Consider the following 16,712-nt stretch of genomic DNA (forward strand, 5'->3'; position numbering starts at 1 on the left):
AAACCGTGCATCATACTGTTTTCGCTTTGTTTTTGCAAGATAAAAACGCATTTTCCTCGACTGCGGATGCCTGCATGGTAAAATCGGCCAAATTTTTAATCAGTCAGCCGTTCGTTGGGAGCGGCTCACGGTTAAAAAAATAAACCAGGGCCTGTATTTTCCACCATTTATGAATTTGCTCAAAGCATTGGCCACCGTGGGTGGCATGACCTTTATTTCGCGCCTGCTGGGATTTGTGCGTGACACCTTGATTGCCCGTATTTTTGGCGCGGGGATGGCCACCGATGCTTTTTTTGTCGCTTTCAAGATTCCTAATCTATTACGCCGGATCTCGGGCGAAGGGGCGTTTAGCCAGGCCTTCGTGCCTATCCTTTCCGAATATCGCAAGCAACGCACGCCAGAAGCGACCCGGGCCTTGATCAACCATGTTGCCAGTTTGCTGGGCCTGTTTCTGGTCGGAATCACCATTGTGGGCATGCTGGCAGCACCGCTGATCGTGCGGCTGACCTCGCCTGGGTTTGTGAGCGACCCGGCCAAATTCGCACTGACCACGGAGCTGTTGCGCATTACCTTTCCTTATATCCTGTTTATCTCGCTGGTTTCGATGGCGGGGGGCGTGTTGAATGCCTTCAGCAAGTTTCAGGTGCCCGCATTTACGCCCGTCTGGCTCAATTTGAGTTTTATCACCGCTGCGATTTTTATTGCCCCGCATTTTCACAACTCGGTGTATGTACTGGCTTGGGCCGTGTTTGTCGGCGGGATTATTCAGTTGCTGTATCAACTGCCTTACTTGCAACAGATAGGCATGTTGCCGCGCTACGAACTGAATTTGCAAGATGAAGGCGTGCGCCGCATCCTTAAGCTCATGGGCCCCGCGATTTTTGGCGTTTCTGTCGCGCAAATTTCGATTGTGTTGAATAACATTTTTGCCTCATTCATGCCCACAGGCAGTGTGTCCTGGCTGTATTACGCTGACCGCCTCATGGAGTTCCCGACCGGCGTGCTGGGCGTGGCATTGGGCACGATTTTGTTGCCCAGCTTATCCAAGGCGCATGTGGATAAATCCGGCGCCGAGTTTTCGCAATTGCTGGACTGGGGCCTGCGCCTCACCTTTATGCTGGCCATTCCGGCGGCTGTGGCGATGGCCGTGCTGTCCAAACCATTGGTGGCGAGTCTATTTTATTACGGCAAATTCACACCGGTCGATGTGGCGCAAACCGAGCGCGCCCTGATTGCGTATAGCCTGAGCCTGCTGGGCCTGATTATGGTCAAGGTGCTGGCCCCTGGCTTTTATGCACGCCAAAATGTCAAAACGCCGGTCAAAATTGCGATTTTTACCTTGGTGATGACCCAAATTCTCAATGTGGGCTTTTTGCTGTTTACTTCATTGCAGCATGCCGGGCTGGCGCTGGCCGTGGGCTTGGGCGCTTGCCTGAATGCGACCATGCTGTGGGTTATGTTGCAAAAAAGTGGTGCGTTCGAGCCGCAGCCAGGGTGGGGCCGCTTTCTGTTCAAGCTGCTCGTTGCGGTCACCCTGATGGCCTTGGCATTGCACGCCACAGATCGTTGGGTGGGGGATTGGTTAGCCATGCCAGCCCTGACGCGCATGCTGCATCTCGCGGGCGTGGTGGTCTTGGGTATGGTGGTTTATTTTTCAGCCTTAGGTTTGCTAGGCTTTAGGCCTCAACATTTTATGAAGCGGGTGGCCAAATAATGCAAATATTTCGTCATTTTCCAGCGGCTCAAACGCCGCAGGCGATTGCCATCGGTAATTTTGATGGCATGCATTTAGGGCATCAGGCCTTGCTCAGGCAGCTGATTGCCTACACGCAAACCTACAAGATAACGCCAGCGGTCATGACCTTTGAGCCGCATCCGCGTGAATTTTTTACACCACAAAACGCCCCCGCGCGTTTGGCCTCCATGCGTGAAAAGCTGGAGTATTTTGCCGAGTGTGGTGTGCAGCATGTCTATGTGCAGCGCTTTAATCAGGCGTTTGCAGGGCAGAGTCCAACCGCATTCATGCAAGTGTTGCGTGAGCAACTCAATGCCAATGTGGTGATGGTGGGCGAGGACTTCTGTTTCGGATCCAGGCGGGCGGGCAGTGTGCAAACCCTGATTGAGCACGGGTTTAATGTGATTCCCTTACCAGAAGTGCAGCTGCAAGGTGAGCGTGTGTCGAGCACCTTGGTGCGCGATGCGCTTGCGGCTGGCGAGTTGCTCAAAGCGCAGGCCTTGCTGGGACGGCCTTACAGCATCAGTGGCAAGGTCGTCCATGGCGCCAAGCTGGGCCGGCAACTGGGGTTCCCCACCGCCAATGTCCATATGCGCCACGAACGGCCTGCACTGACAGGGGTTTATGCGGTAAAATTGAACAATTTACCGGCTGTGGCCAATTTGGGCAATCGCCCGACGCTGGAAGGCATCCCCAAGCTTAAACTCGAAGTGCATGTGTTTGATTTTAATGGTGATCTTTACGGTCAACATGTGCATGTGCAGTTTTTTCACAAACTGCGCGACGAGCAAAAGTTTGCCGGACTGGATGCGCTGAAAGCGCAAATTGCGCTGGATACTGCAGCAGCAAAAAGCTATTTTGCCACAGATAAACGCAGATAAACGCAGATAAAAACCAAGCAATTGCTGGGAGCCGACGCAGAATATCTGTGTGCCTTTGTGTTTATCTGTGGTTAAAACGATTTGAGAATTTTAAATGACTGACCAAAGCAAAGATTCAAAATATAAACTGAATTTACCCGAAACCAGCTTTCCCATGCGTGGCGATTTGTCCAAGCGCGAACCCGCCTGGTTAAGAAGCTGGCAAGAGCGCAAGGTCTACGAGCGTATCCGCGCCAAGCGCAAAGGTGCGCCAGCGTTCATCCTGCATGACGGCCCGCCCTATGCCAATGGCGATATTCACATTGGTCACGCCGTCAATAAAATCCTCAAGGACATCATCATCAAGGCCAAAACCATGAGTGGTTTTGACGCGCCTTATGTGCCAGGCTGGGATTGCCACGGTCTACCCATTGAGTTGGTGGTCGAGAAAAACCACGGAAAAAATATAGACCCTGCCAAGTTTCGTGAGCTATGCCGCGCCTACGCCGCTGAGCAGGTCGAGAAACAGAAAAAAGACTTTATTCGCCTGGGGGTGCTGGGCGATTGGGATCACCCATATCTGACCATGGCGTTTAATACCGAGGCAGATATCATGCGTGCCTTGGGCGAAATCTACCAGAATGGCTATTTGTACCAGGGTTCCAAGCCCGTGCACTGGTGCGTGGACTGCGGTTCTGCGCTGGCTGAAGCCGAGGTGGAGTATGAGGACGTTAACTCACCTGCGATTGATGTGGGCTTCAAAGTGGTGGACAACGCTGCGTTAAGCAAAGCATTTGGTACAACAGTGAATGGTGATGCTTATGCCGTGATCTGGACCACGACGCCATGGACCTTACCTGCCAACCAGGCGGTGAGTGTGAATGCCGAGCTCGAATATGACCTGATTCAAACCAGTAAAGGCTTGCTGATTCTGGTGCGTGACCTGGCCGAGAAAACCTTGGTCAGATATGCGGAAGAAAATACTTCTGTGGTCGCCAGTTGCAAGGGTGAAGCCCTGCGTGGCCTATTGTTGCAACACCCGTTCGATCACCGCCAGGTGCCTGTGATCACGGGCGACCACGTCACCACCGATGCCGGTACTGGCTTGGTCCACACGGCAGCCGCCCACGGTAACGATGACTGGCTGGTCATGCGCGCTAATTTCCCTAACGAGAAGCCACGCGTCTTGATTGGTGGCGATGGCAAATTTTTTAGCAGTGAACTGGTTGAGCTGGCTGAGATCCGTGGCCTGAGCCGCCAGGATGCGAATAAAGTTATTCTGGCTAAACTGCAGGAAAACGGCGTGCTGTTTGCCTCTGCGCGTTTAAACCACAGCTTCCCGCATTGCTGGCGCCATAAAACGCCATTGATGCAATTGGCAACGCATCAGTGGTTTATTGGCATGAACTCTGTTGGCAAAGATGGCAAAGCTTTGCGTGAACATGCCAACACAGCGGTAGACGCGACCCAGTTCTTCCCGAGCTGGGGCCGTGCACGCCTGGAGGCCATGATTAAAAACCGCCCAGACTGGTGCGTCTCTCGCCAGCGTAACTGGGGTGTGCCTATGCCGTTCTTTGTGCATAAAGAAACTGGTGAACCACATCCACAGACCATGCAGTTGCTGGAAACCGTGTGCAAACAGGTGGAGCAGCAGGGCATAGAAGCCTGGTTCAGCCTCGATGGCGCGACTTTCCTCGCGCAGCATGCGCCTGAAAATGCCGAGCAATACAAAAAAGTGACCGATACGCTGGACGTGTGGTTTGACTCTGGCGCCACGCATTATGCAGTGGTGCGTTCAGCGCATCATGCTAGCCTATCTGCGGCAGCTAACCAGCGTGAGGCTGAACACCAGCCTGTGGCTGACTTGTATCTGGAAGGCTCTGACCAACACCGTGGCTGGTTTCAGTCCAGCTTGCTGACTGGGTGCGCCATTGATGGCAATGCGCCTTACAAAGCCTTGCTGACACATGGTTTTGTGGTGGATGGAGCAGGTCACAAAATGAGTAAGTCCAAAGGCAACGTGGTTGCACCGCAAAAGGTGATGGACACCTATGGTGCTGATATCCTGCGCTTGTGGGTTGCCTCAACCGACTACTCAGGTGAGCTGACCATCAGTGACGAGATCCTCAAGCGCGTGGCCGATGGCTATCGCCGTATCCGCAATACCTTGCGCTTCTTGCTCTCTAACCTGGCTGACTTTGATGCCAGCAAAGACTTGTTGCCGGTTGATCAGTGGCTGGAAATTGACCGTTACGCACTGCATCTGACACAACAGTTGCAGACTGGCATCCTGGCCGATTACGACAAATACGAATTCCATCTGGCCGTACAGAAATTTGTGAGTTTCTGTTCTGAAGACTTGGGTGGTTTTTACCTTGATATCCTCAAAGACCGTTTATACACCAGCGGTGAAACCTCGCATGCGCGCCGTGCGGCACAGAGTGCTTTGCATCACATCACGCATGCCATGATGCGTTTGATGGCGCCGATCTTGAGTTTTACGGCAGATGAAATCTGGCAGACCTTGGGACTGGATGCTGTGGCGACCGTGTTTGAAGAAGACTGGTATGCATTGCCTGCCCATGGCTTGAGTGACACGCAATTACAGCACTGGCAAACTGTTATTGCCTTGCGCGCGCAAGCTGCCAAAGAGATTGAAGTGTTGCGTGGCGAAGGCAAGGTGGGTTCTTCATTGCAAGCCGAGTTGGAGTTTCATGTTGCCAGCGAGACATTTGAAGCATTGAGTAGCCTGCAGGATGACTTGCGCTTTGTCATGATCACCTCCAGCGCGACCACCTATAAAGTGGCCGATGCGTCAGCGCAGAAAATCCTGGTAAAGCCGAGCGCACACCAGAAGTGCGACCGCTGCTGGCATTACCGTGCGGATGTCGGCATTGATCTCGCACACCCGACCCTGTGCGGCCGTTGTGTAAGCAACCTGTTTGGCAAAGGTGAAGTGCGCAACTATGCCTAATGTTCGCTCGGCTCTGCCATGGCTGGTGTTAAGCGCCATTGTCATCGCACTCGATCTTTACACCAAGCACCTGATCCAGCGCATGTTTGTCTATGGCGAGCATTTGCCAGTCACCGGTTTTTTTGATCTGGTGCGTTACCACAACACCGGCGCGGCCTTTAGCTTTTTGGCTAATGCTGGCGGCTGGCAGCATGGCTTTTTCACCGCGGTCTCTACGCTGGCTTCGGCCGTGATGGTGTATTTGCTGGTCAAACATCCGCAGAAAAAGTTATTCTGTTTGGGGCTGGCGCTGGTGTTGGGCGGCGCCTTGGGCAATCTCTATGATCGCCTGACGCTCGGCTATGTGGTGGACTTTTTGCTGTTTTATTATCAGCAATGGGCCTGGCCTGCGTTTAATGTGGCAGACAGTGCCATTTGCGTCGGTGTGGGCATGTTGATGCTGGATAGTTTTAAACAACCCACGGCCTCCTGAAACCGCGTTCTGCAGTCTAGTGAACGCGGGTCCTGGTGACTTGCGATGACTGAGGTGGTGATGGATGGACTGGAATATACGTTTACTGATGTGATCAGGCTTTGGCAAGGCAGCAAAAGCACCTGGCATTACGTTAGCTTGCCGCCAGATATCTCTGACGAAATTCATACCCTTAGCCAATACCATCAAACCAAACGCCGCGGCTGGGGGGCGGTCAAGGTCACTGCGAGTATCACTTCCAGCCGCGCCCCATCTATTCCAGCCCCAGCCATGACGTGGCAAACCTCAATTTTTCCGGCATTTGATCACAAGCGCTATGCCTTGTTTTTAAAGGCAGAAATTCGCAAGCAGGCGAGTGTGCGGGAAGGTGATGCCGTGACTATACAGCTCAAACTGCAGTTTTAAGCCTTAGGCTGACAGCGTCAAAGATTAAGCGCTCAGCGTTTGTGTCTTGGCAGCGACTAACAGGGGCGGAATGCCTTGTATATCCATAGGGCGGCCCAGCAGAAAGCCCTGGATGCAATCGCAGCCGATCTTGCGTAGAAACTCAAGCTGCGCTTCGGTTTCAATGCCTTCTACCACAACGGACAAGCCCAGAATGCCGGCTGTTTTGATAATGGTGCTGACAATTTCGCTGTCGGCGCTGCTTTCCGGTACATCAATCATAAAGGCACGGTCAATTTTGAGTTCATCCAGGGGCAGGTGTTTGAGTTTAAACAGCGATGAGTTGCCTACACCAAAATCATCGAGCGACAGGCGCACGCCAATAGCCTTGAATTGTTTTAAGGTTTCCAGCGCCTGTTCTTCATGTTCAAAGACGGCACTTTCGGTGATTTCCAGGGTCAGCAAGCGGGCCGGCAGGTGATAGCGTTGTAGTTGCCCGGCAATGCGGAGTGGCAAGCTATGGTCACGGAATTGCCGCGGGGAGATGTTAATTGAAAGGCCCACCTCATGACCACTGTCTTTAACCAGCTTGGCCCAATGCTTGAATGCTTCTGCAATAATCCATTCGCCCATGGGTAAAATCAGGCCAGACTGTTCGGCGTAGGGAATAAATTCAGCCGGGGAGACCACCTCTCCCTTGTTGGTTTTCCAGCGGATGAGCGCCTCAATATTGCAGATGACCGGTTGTTGTTTGCCCAGGCTGAAAATCGGTTGAAACTGCAAAAAGAATTCTTGTTTTTTGATGGCTTTGCGCAGCTGCACGTCGAGCTTGAAGCGGTTTTGGGCCAGTCGGGTATGTTCTTTGCAATAGAATAAATACGGATGTTGGGTGCCGTGCTTGGCATGTGCGAGTGCAGTGTTGGCATTGCGTGCCAGCTGTTCTGCATCTTCTGCATCACGCGGAAACAGGCTGATGCCGATATAAGCATCCAGAATCAATTCATGTCCTTCAATCAGCACGGGCTTATGCACAATTCTGCATAAATTGTTTGCCAGATGAACCAGTTCGGCATCGGTTTTCCGCGAGGTAATCAGGGCAAATTTGTCGCCATGCACACGGCCTAACTCGCCAGATTCGTGCGTGATATATTGCAGGCGCTGTGCGATCTCCAGTAAATACAAGTCGCCGGTATGGTGGCCGAAGCTGTCGTTAATGCTTTGAAAATGCTTTAAATCAATCATGAGCAGGGCGACGGTGTCGCTGGCATCGGCTGCCGTGATGATGGCGTGTTCTAGCAGGGTGTGTATGGCCAGCCGGTTGGGAAGCCGCGTGAGCGGGTCGTTGCGCGACAACTGCTGGAACTGGCGTTCTTTTTCGGCCAGCAGATTTTCGGCGAGTAGCAGTTTTTCACTCTCACGCAGCAAGATACTTTGCCGCAGGGCCGAGAACACCAGGATCATCATGACTGAGCCGATGGCAATGTAATAGGCATAGGGGTGCGGGCCGCTTTGCCACCAGATGAGCGCCAGTGTACACATGCTAAAAATAAAGGTAATGGCTGGAATCAAGCCGCGAACGCGTCTGCATTGCCTGTGATAAGACACGCGCTTGGCAATGCGGACTTGCCAGCCATACAGCCCGCTGCCGATCAACAGGTCTGCCGCTGAAAAACCGTAATTGGTCCAGAGGCTAGTTTGAGGCACGTGGTTGAGTGCGTTGAGGTTCCATTGCATCCAGCATGCGCCCAGCAAGGTCAACCCCGCGCTGAGCATAAGCCAGGGCATCATCCATGCCGGTCGCAGGTATGGGATCAATAGCAGGGAAACCAGCGCAGCACTGAGTAAACTGGCAGGGTAGGCACTGAGCACGGCCAGCTGTAGTGGGCTGACTTCGGACGATTGTGGCAAATATAAAATTAGGATGTAGCTGAGAACAGCAATGCTGAATGAAATAGTGTCAATCGAGAATGCCCAGGTTTTGGCCGCAGAAAGCTGGCTGCGTAAGGCGGTGATAAAGCCGATGATGAGGCATACGCCCATGAGGGGGTAAAAAATATCGGACTGGGCGGGGAAATTGGTTTGTTTGCTGAGGACTTCAAATATCCAGAGCACGCCGCCGGTAAAATAGGCCAAGGTACCAAACACAAACCAGCGTTTACAGGGGCGGTGTGAGAGATGGCTGCGGTAATAACCCAGTAGCGCCAGAATCAGGCAGGCCGCATTGGTGACAAACCAGTGCACATTATCCAGCCATAACATTTGAGCGGGTGTTGCTTGCAAAGAACCGAGCAAGCAAGCAACGGAAACCGATAAAGCAACCACTATTACTTTGCGCGAAAGTATCATGAAGCCCCCTTTTTAGGTAATTCTAACAAGGGCTTAGAAAAAAACTAGTGTTTCTTTCTAAATATCATCGCGATATGGATTAAGACGAAGCAGATAGCGCCCGCCAATATGCCGATCAAGGCGTTCCACAACAGCGTCCACTGTGGAGATTGCTCAATCAGCGCATGCAAGGGGGGGGTGCCATGGGCGAGAATGCCGCCGCCGACCAGAAACATGGCCGCGGTGCCGACGATGCTGAGCAAGCGCATCAGGTAGGGGACCGTTTGCACCATGCCCCAACCTGTTTTGCGTGCGGCAGAGGCCAGAAGATGATAACCGCTTCGTTGCATCAGCCATAAGCCGATATCATCCATTTTGACGATCAAAGCGACCAGGCCATACACCCCCAGTGTCATGACGACGGCAATGAGGGAGAGCACCAGAATACGCTGCGTGATAGCTGCATCGGCGACAACGCCCAGGGCAATCACAATAATTTCGGCGGACAGAATGAAGTCCGTCCGTACAGCGCCTTTGATTTTTTCCTGCTCCAGGGCGACCAGGTCTGTCTCAGGTTGCTGCATGGCGGCGTGGATCGCTTGTTCACTGGTGTCCGAGTGCTTGTCATGGCGCAGTTTGTGCCAGACTTTCTCAAAGCCTTCAAAGCACAGAAAGGCCCCTCCCAGCATCAGCAAGGGGGTGATCAGCCAAGGTAAAAACGCACTGATCAACAGCGCTGCAGGCACCAGAATCAGTTTGTTCAGCAGCGATCCTCGCGCCACCGCCCACACCACTGGCAGCTCTCTCTTGGCGGCAATCCCTGTGACTTGCTGGGCATTGAGTGCCAGGTCATCGCCCAGTACCCCCGCTGTTTTTTTGGCCGCGAGCTGGCTCATGACGGAAACGTCATCCAGCATGGTGGTAATGTCATCTAATAGTGCCAGCAGGCTGGGAGTGGCCATGGTTTGTCCTGTGTCAATGAAGAGGCTATTGTTTATTTTAAAGGATTGCCGTTAAAATGGCGGCATGGTGACGCGCAAATTTCAACGTTGGATGGCACGCATGGCCTTGATGGCAATCATGCTGGCTGCGCTCGTGCCGACGTTGAGCCTCGCGTTTCCCATGCAAGCAGGCAAAAGCTTTATTCAGGAGGTGTGTTCCTCGCAGGGCAGTAAACTGGTCATTCAGGTGATCACCACGCAAGGAAAATTGCGCGCTACCCTGATTGACTATCAGCCTTCACAAAAACCGGTTTCACTGGGGCATCATCTCAATCATTGTCCGTTCTGCCATATGGCGATGGATGATGTGGTATTGCCCCAGCCCAATCCGGCTTACATTCTGTTTCAACAAGCCCAGGCCGAGATTGCTTTAAGCAGCTATCAGGCCCCTGTTGTCGCAAGTGTTTACTCCACCGCGCACCCCACGCGCGCACCCCCACTGACTCCACCTTACTCAATCTAGTGCCGTCTGTTGTGTAGACGGTTTATGGGTATGCCTGTGATGCAGGCACATATGGAGTCATGACATGATCGTCATCAACCTTCAGGCAATGATATTTGCCAAACAGGTGGAGTGGAAACGCCACATCACCCTCAAAGAAATCGCTGAGTCTACCGGCATCAGCCGCATGACCTTGCATCGCATGGTCAAAAATCCTTCTTACAACGCATGCACCGAGCATCTGGGCAAACTTTGCTCTTATTTCGCTTGTGACATCAGCGCGCTTATCCGCTGGCAACCCGATCGGGATGCCAGGCAAGTCTTCGCCGCCTGATGTGTGATGCTCACCCTGCTGGTAGCTGACCAGTAGGGGGCATGCCGTTTACAAAAAATATTTCTGAGGAAAAGTCTATGAAAAAAACCTTCTTGGCCCTGGCCTTGCTGGGACTCACTCAACCTGCCTGGGCGCATTTAAGTTATACCGGGCGTGACTTTGGCACATTCTCTGGCCTGGTGAATGCCAGCAATAGCATTACCACCACGGTCAATACCAACTATGGCTGGGCCGGCGCCGCTGACGGCAATCTGGGCGATAGCCATATCGGCCGCGCTTTCCGCTTCACCCTGCAAAACAATGCCTGGGTGGATTTCACCGTGAATGCGGCCTCTGCCGATTTATTGCCTGCCTTCTCGATTTACTCTGGCCTAGCCGCCATCAGAACGGGCGGTGTTTTCCCTGGCACGCAAACCAGCGCCGATTACGATAGTGCCAACGCTTCTATCGTATGGCGCTACAGCTGGGCGCAAGCCAACCTTGGCTCCAACAAGTCGTATACCGACACCGATGGTAGCTGGAACGCATTGGGCAACTGGAAAATGGGCGGTGATGGCGATGCGATTGGTATCGACAATGAGTTGAGCAGTTTTATCTACAAAGGCTCTGCCACAACCGCGACCGATGTGGTCACCGGCAAGTTTCTGCTGGGCGCAGGCGATTACACCATCATGATCGGAGGTAACAACGCCGCAAACCAGCTTGCGACCACTTTTGGCTACACCGCCTCACTGAATGTCACTGCCGTCCCCGAGCCGGAAAACATGGCCTTGGTGCTAGCAGGTCTGGCATTGATCGGCTGGCAAGTGCGCCGTAGTAGCAAATAACCCACCACATGAATCGTTGGTGAGCGTGCTGAACGCCCTCACCAACATGATAGGAGAAGATAATGAACGCATTGAAAAAAACATTGGCAATCACTGCCCTGACCTTGGCAACCAGCCCAGCATTTGCTGCGCTTGCGACCTATAACGTGACCACCAAGTTTATTGAGCCAGATACTGATCCGGCCAATACCTGGTTTGTGGGGACATTCACTTTTGATACTGTCAGCAAGACGGTTTCTGGTTTGCAGGGCTGGCTCAGTGAGTCTATGACCGGCATGACGGATTACAACCCCGCCACAGGCATCAATGGCTCAGATGACATGAGTTGGGTGCATTTGACGCATCAACTGGATGCAACTTATGACGCTGCGCTTGGCGGGTTTCTTGTTACCACCTTTCTTAACTCAACCACCAGCACGTTTACCAGCGGCGATGGATGGACCCCCGGCGTCGGGATGACCAGAAACAATGGTAGCAACAATGCTTATGCCAGAGTGTTTGTGAACACGACTGATCCATTGGCCGCGCTGACTTCTGCGCAAATCAACAAGCTGGCCTATGCCGATTGTACAGCGGGCGGCATGATGGGGCCGACCTGTATGACGGGGACTACAGTGGCTGGCTATGGGCGTGTTGGGACCATGAGTGGTTATCCTGTGTCACAGAGCGTGAGCTTGCTGTCTGTGACGGTGCCAGTGCCTGAGGCTGATCGCTCTGCAATGATGGTATTGGGACTTGGCCTGTTGGCTTGGGCGCAACGTAAACAGCGTCGTTCGATGTAAGCAAGGTGTGGCGAGCAGCAATGCTCGCCACGCTTAAGGTCACATATGTACATATTCGAACAAAAATTATCGTTGCGCTTTCCGCAGAACTGGCAGCTGGTATTCATCGCGCTTTATGCCGCCTCACCGCTGGCTGAGGCCGCGGACGCAGAGCCATCTCTGCCGAAATCGGATCAGACACTCGGTTTGCCTGAGATTGAAGTGGTAGAAAAGAAACCGCGTGCAACTCCCTTGTCGGCGACAGAGCTGGAGGCTGAAAGCCTCCGATCCCATGCTATGGAAATGGACACCACCAGAATGCTGGAAGAGGTGCCTGGATTGAGTGTGTATTCGGCAGGTACGATTTCTGGATTACCTGCGATTCATGGCTTAGCCGATGAACGTTTGCGCACACAGGTGGATGGCATGGATTTATCCTCCGCATGCCCCAATCACATGAACTCCATACTCTCATATATTCACCCTAGTCGAGTGGGCAAGATTAAAGTGTTCAGCGGGGTCGTGCCAGTGAGTGAAGGCGGCGATAGCCTGGGCGGGACCATTCAAGTCAGTGCCGCCTCTCCAGTGTTTGCCACGGGTGAGCAACCCCTGGTCACCGGCAATTTAGGGAGTTTTTACCGAAGTAATGGCTATGCCCATGGCTGGAATGCAGCTGCTGGCTTTGCAAGCAGGCAGTTCAATCTCCAGTATTCAGAGTCCAGATTGGACGCCTCCAATTATCGTGCAGCCAAAGACTTCAAGGATCTCAGCCGCTGGCCCTCTGCAGACTGGATCAAGGCGACTGATCTCGATGAAGTTGCCTCCAGTGCCATTTCCGGCGCCATTAACCGAGCGCTTGATCTCGCCTTCAAACAGGACTCGCATATGCTGCAACTGGGTATCAGCCAGCAGACCGTTGGTTTTGAGGGCTTTCCGAATCAACGCATGGACATGACGGATAATCAAAACACCAACATCAACTTTCGCTACAACGGTGAGTTCGACTGGGGGGATATTCAGGCCAGGCTATACCGTCAACGGGTCAAACATGCGATGGATATTGGTGCAGAACGTGCAGATCAACTGATGCCCATGTTATCCAAAGCGACAACCGTTGGTGGTGGGTTAAAGTTAAGCATCCCGTTTTTGACGGACCATATTTTCAAACTCGGGAGTGAGTTCGTTTCCTATCGTCTGGATGACTGGTGGCCACCGGTTGGATCGGCAGTCGGCTCTATGTGCTGTAATGATTTTCAAAATATCCGTAACGGGCGCCGCGATCGTATTGGCCTGTTTGCTGAAATGGACTCACACTGGGGAACTGCATGGCAGACCTCTCTGGGCTTGCGCTCGGATATTGTGAGTACGGATGCGTCAGATGTACAGGGCTACAGTAATACAGCTTCCTACCGAAATGATGTTAGAAGCTTCAATGCGCTGAGTCATGATCGTCGGGACCATAATTGGGACTGGACCGCACTAGCCCGTTATATGCCAACCCAGCAGGCCACTTACGAACTTGGCTTGGCCCGAAAGTCCAGATCGCCTAACCTGTATGAGCGCTATCCATGGGCAACCTTCTCGATGGCTGCGCTCATGAACAATTTTGTCGGCGACGGCAATGGTTATGTGGGCGACGTCAATTTGCAACCTGAAGTCGCGCACACCCTGAATCTCGCAATGGATTGGCATGATGAAGCACAGTCTGTGTGGGCAGCCAAAATAAATGCCTACCTGACCTACATCAGTGATTATGTCGATGCCAAACGCTGCAACAGCGGCAGGTGTTCGCCAGCCAATCGGACCAACAATAATGCCTACGTTATTTTGCAGTATGCCAATCAAAGCGCCAGGCTGCATGGGCTTGATTTCTCCGCCTATCGTGTCCTGAATCCTGAGCAGAAGTCTTGGGGTGAGTTCAGGGCAAAATCCCTGATCAGTTATACCCGAGGTGAAAACACCACCAGCGGCAATGATCTTTATCACATCATGCCCCTCAATGGACGATTCTCGCTAGAGCATGCCGTCGGCGGCTGGTTGTCGACCGCAGAGCTACAGCTTGTGAGTGCAAAGACGCATGTGTCAGCGGTCCGCAATGAAACTCAGACCGATGGGTATGGCTTGCTCAATCTGCGTACCAGTTACAGTCGTAAACATTTCAGGGTGGATTTCGCCGTGGAAAATGCCCTGAATAAGCTTTATTACTCGCCACTAGGCGGGGCCTATCTTGGTCAAGGAGACCCGATGAGCCTCGGCACAATTCCATGGGGCATCAACTTGCCCGGCATGGGGCGGTCGGTAAATGTGGCCTTCAATTTGTTTTATTAAAAGTGGTCTGCATCTGTTTGACCATGTGTAAAAGGGGAGCGTTTTGAATAATAAGGTGTGGATGATGATGTTGGTGTGGGGCGGGGTGGTTTCCCATGCCTACGCAGACCATGACCAGTATTCCGAGCAATTGGAAGACGTGGTGATTACGTCTAGCCGTGCGCAGGCTAAATTGAGTCAGATGCCGGTGAATACTACATTGATTACGCAGGAGGATATTCGGCGAACGGCGGCACAATCACTGGATCAGGTGTTGCGTATGATTCCCGGGTTTAATTTTTCTGGCACCCCGGCATTGATCAGTGATCCCACAGGGAATCAGACCAAGCTGCGCGGGACTGGTAACAGCAAGGTGCTGGTGATGGTGGATGGCATTCCTGTGATTGATCCTTTCTACTTGACGACGCAATGGTTCAAGGTGCCATTGAATAACATTGATCATATCGAGATTATGCGAGGAGGTTCATCTAGCCTATGGGGCAGCATGGCCGCGTCCGGTGTGATCAATATCATTACCAAAACACCCAAAGACAATGCCGGAGAGGCCGTGATTTCAGGCGGGACACAGGGGACCAATAATGAGTACATCAGCAAAAACTTTTCGATGTCTGATCATTTGCACTTTAATCTCACTTATAACCGTACGCAGACCAATGGGTATCTTACAGTGCCACACGAATACCTGTGGATGTATCCGGGACGAAGGGCTACGCATGATGAAAACAATGTGATTCGGCTTAGTGGGATTTATCATCCCTCAGATCAATTCGAGGCTTTCTTGAAAATGGGCTATGCGCGCCAGGATCAGGACATCAATTACAGCTCAGCCTATGGTAACAACCTGCAGAGCAGTACAGATGTGGCGGGTGGCTTTACCGCAGCATTGTCTGACGACAGTAAAGTCAGTACGCGTGCCTGGTACCAGTATTTGAGCTTTGATAAGTACAATGGTGCTTCTTGTCTCTGGTCCAATGCGAATGGAACCGGTACCTGTCGAACAGCAGGTACATCTTTACTCGCCAATCCGCAAACTGTGAATAATCCCTATAGCCTTTATTACACACAATATGGCAATCAGGCGTATCGTGAAAAAGGACTGTCAGCGGTATATTCCAAAACGTTTAATGTCGCTGGTGATGGTGTCCAAGTCGGTGCAGACTTCAGAAAGCTGACGGCCAGTGATGCGGAGCAGTACTTCGGTACACCGGCTTCGATCAAGAGTACGCAAAATCTTTTTGCAACGGCGATAGGCTCAGGCGAACAAACATTCCAAGGTGTATTCATGCAGGGGAAATACTCGCCTACAGAAGCCTTACAGCTGACTTTGAGCGGCCGTTATGATGAGTGGTTTACAAATAACATGTCTAGCCAGCTGACCAGAGCGGGCGGGACCGCTTCGGGAGGGGGGAATGCAGATACTTCATATTATGCGTTCAACCCGAGTGCTGGTGTTCATTATGACTGGAATGACAATGTGGCCTTACGCGCTTCAGCGTACACGGCATTTCGTGCGCCAGGATTTAATAACCTGCTCAGAAGTTTTGGCAACTCAACCGCCTTTACCGTGGCTAATCCAAACTTGATGCCAGAAAAAGTGAAAGGATTTGAAGTAGGAACGGATTTTCGTGGGGACAAACTGACGCTTGGTGTGACGTATTTCTTTAATGATATTAGCGATATGATCGCGACATACAATGTTGCTAAAAATGCGTCTGCGCCTCAACCTGTGAAAAATCTTTGTGGATGGACTGGAGGCAGCACATTCACCAACTGTACGGGCAATATTACGTATTACACAAACGACCAGACCGGGCGAGCCTATGGTGTTGAGTTATATGGAAAATATGTATTGACCGATACCTGGCAACTGGATGGAATGTACACCTATACCAGTACGTACTTGACCAGCAAGTCTGGGAGTGTGACGACCCCATTGGATACCCAGCTAGCAGGTTTTGCCAAAAATATCGCTGCATTGGGCCTCGCTTGGAAACCGGATGCGCGCTGGCATACCTATATTCAAGCCTATTATGTTGGCCCGATGACAACTGCCTTTTCTGCATCGGGGGAAGCTCAAAAACAAGGGTCTAACACCATTGTGAACCTGAGCGCCAGTTATACCATTAACAAAAACTGGCAAATCTATGCCAATGTGATGAATGTGTTTGATAGAACCTATCAGGACAGTACTTACAGCTATGGCCAACCTTGGTCGCAAGGGTTGGCCATGCCGTTTACATTGCTGGCAGGGATCAGAGCCCAGTTCTGA

13 protein-coding genes are annotated in these 16,712 nt (G+C 52.2%); 11 read left to right on the forward strand and 2 right to left on the reverse strand.

Annotation, left to right across the window (positions count from 1 at the left end; translation table 11 throughout):
* Positions 1 to 169: 169 nt before the first annotated feature.
* The 5 genes from murJ to ACT53G_RS09005 all read left to right on the forward strand — a co-directional run bounded on the left by murJ (position 170) and on the right by ACT53G_RS09005 (position 6,446).
* Positions 170 to 1,714, forward strand: a complete 1,545-nt coding sequence (gene murJ, locus ACT53G_RS08985) for a murein biosynthesis integral membrane protein MurJ (RefSeq protein ID WP_476169197.1) — start codon at positions 170 to 172, stop codon at positions 1,712 to 1,714.
* Entirely contained in the window at positions 1,714 to 2,616 is a 903-nt protein-coding gene (locus ACT53G_RS08990; protein WP_476169198.1) for a bifunctional riboflavin kinase/FAD synthetase, read from the forward strand. Before murJ ends, ACT53G_RS08990 begins: the two co-directional genes overlap by 1 nt.
* 94 nt (positions 2,617 to 2,710) lie before the next feature.
* On the forward strand, positions 2,711 to 5,569 hold the full coding sequence (ileS, locus tag ACT53G_RS08995; protein ID WP_476169199.1) for an isoleucine--tRNA ligase: 2,859 nt from the start codon (positions 2,711 to 2,713) through the stop codon (positions 5,567 to 5,569).
* A complete protein-coding gene (gene lspA / locus ACT53G_RS09000) occupies positions 5,562 to 6,041 on the forward strand; it encodes a signal peptidase II (RefSeq protein ID WP_194748585.1) in 480 nt (159 codons plus the stop codon). Before ileS ends, lspA begins: the two co-directional genes overlap by 8 nt.
* Positions 6,042 to 6,086: 45 nt before the next feature.
* Positions 6,087 to 6,446 carry a DUF1905 domain-containing protein gene (locus ACT53G_RS09005; protein ID WP_476169200.1) on the forward strand — a complete coding sequence of 120 codons (360 nt, stop codon included), beginning with the start codon at positions 6,087 to 6,089 and terminating at the stop codon, positions 6,444 to 6,446.
* Between the two features lie 24 nt (positions 6,447 to 6,470).
* On the opposite strand, the gene ACT53G_RS09010 is transcribed toward ACT53G_RS09005, so the two are convergent.
* Together ACT53G_RS09010 and ACT53G_RS09015 are read right to left on the reverse strand one after the other, a co-directional pair.
* Positions 6,471 to 8,684, reverse strand: a complete 2,214-nt coding sequence (locus ACT53G_RS09010) for a putative bifunctional diguanylate cyclase/phosphodiesterase (RefSeq protein ID WP_476169201.1) — start codon at positions 8,682 to 8,684, stop codon at positions 6,471 to 6,473.
* Positions 8,685 to 8,815: 131 nt separating this feature from the next.
* A complete protein-coding gene (locus ACT53G_RS09015) occupies positions 8,816 to 9,712 on the reverse strand; it encodes a DUF808 domain-containing protein (RefSeq protein ID WP_379074892.1) in 897 nt (298 codons plus the stop codon).
* 64 nt (positions 9,713 to 9,776) lie between these two features.
* On the opposite strand from ACT53G_RS09015, the gene ACT53G_RS09020 reads away from it, so the two are divergent.
* The 6 genes from ACT53G_RS09020 to ACT53G_RS09045 all read left to right on the forward strand — a co-directional run bounded on the left by ACT53G_RS09020 (position 9,777) and on the right by ACT53G_RS09045 (position 16,712).
* A complete protein-coding gene (locus ACT53G_RS09020) occupies positions 9,777 to 10,214 on the forward strand; it encodes a DUF2946 domain-containing protein (RefSeq protein WP_275356191.1) in 438 nt (145 codons plus the stop codon).
* A gap of 64 nt (positions 10,215 to 10,278) precedes the next feature.
* Entirely contained in the window at positions 10,279 to 10,527 is a 249-nt protein-coding gene (locus ACT53G_RS09025; protein WP_194748582.1) for a helix-turn-helix domain-containing protein, read from the forward strand.
* A gap of 77 nt (positions 10,528 to 10,604) precedes the next feature.
* Entirely contained in the window at positions 10,605 to 11,354 is a 750-nt protein-coding gene (locus ACT53G_RS09030; protein WP_476169202.1) for an FxDxF family PEP-CTERM protein, read from the forward strand.
* 62 nt (positions 11,355 to 11,416) lie between these two features.
* Positions 11,417 to 12,136 carry a PEP-CTERM sorting domain-containing protein gene (locus tag ACT53G_RS09035; RefSeq protein ID WP_476169203.1) on the forward strand — a complete coding sequence of 240 codons (720 nt, stop codon included), beginning with the start codon at positions 11,417 to 11,419 and terminating at the stop codon, positions 12,134 to 12,136.
* 45 nt (positions 12,137 to 12,181) lie between these two features.
* Positions 12,182 to 14,443 carry a TonB-dependent receptor gene (locus ACT53G_RS09040; protein WP_476169204.1) on the forward strand — a complete coding sequence of 754 codons (2,262 nt, stop codon included), beginning with the start codon at positions 12,182 to 12,184 and terminating at the stop codon, positions 14,441 to 14,443.
* A gap of 43 nt (positions 14,444 to 14,486) precedes the next feature.
* Positions 14,487 to 16,712: a TonB-dependent receptor gene (locus tag ACT53G_RS09045; RefSeq protein ID WP_476169205.1), complete on the forward strand. Its 2,226-nt coding sequence runs from the start codon at positions 14,487 to 14,489 to the stop codon at positions 16,710 to 16,712.

This window comes from Methylophilus sp. DMC18, assembly GCF_056314005.1.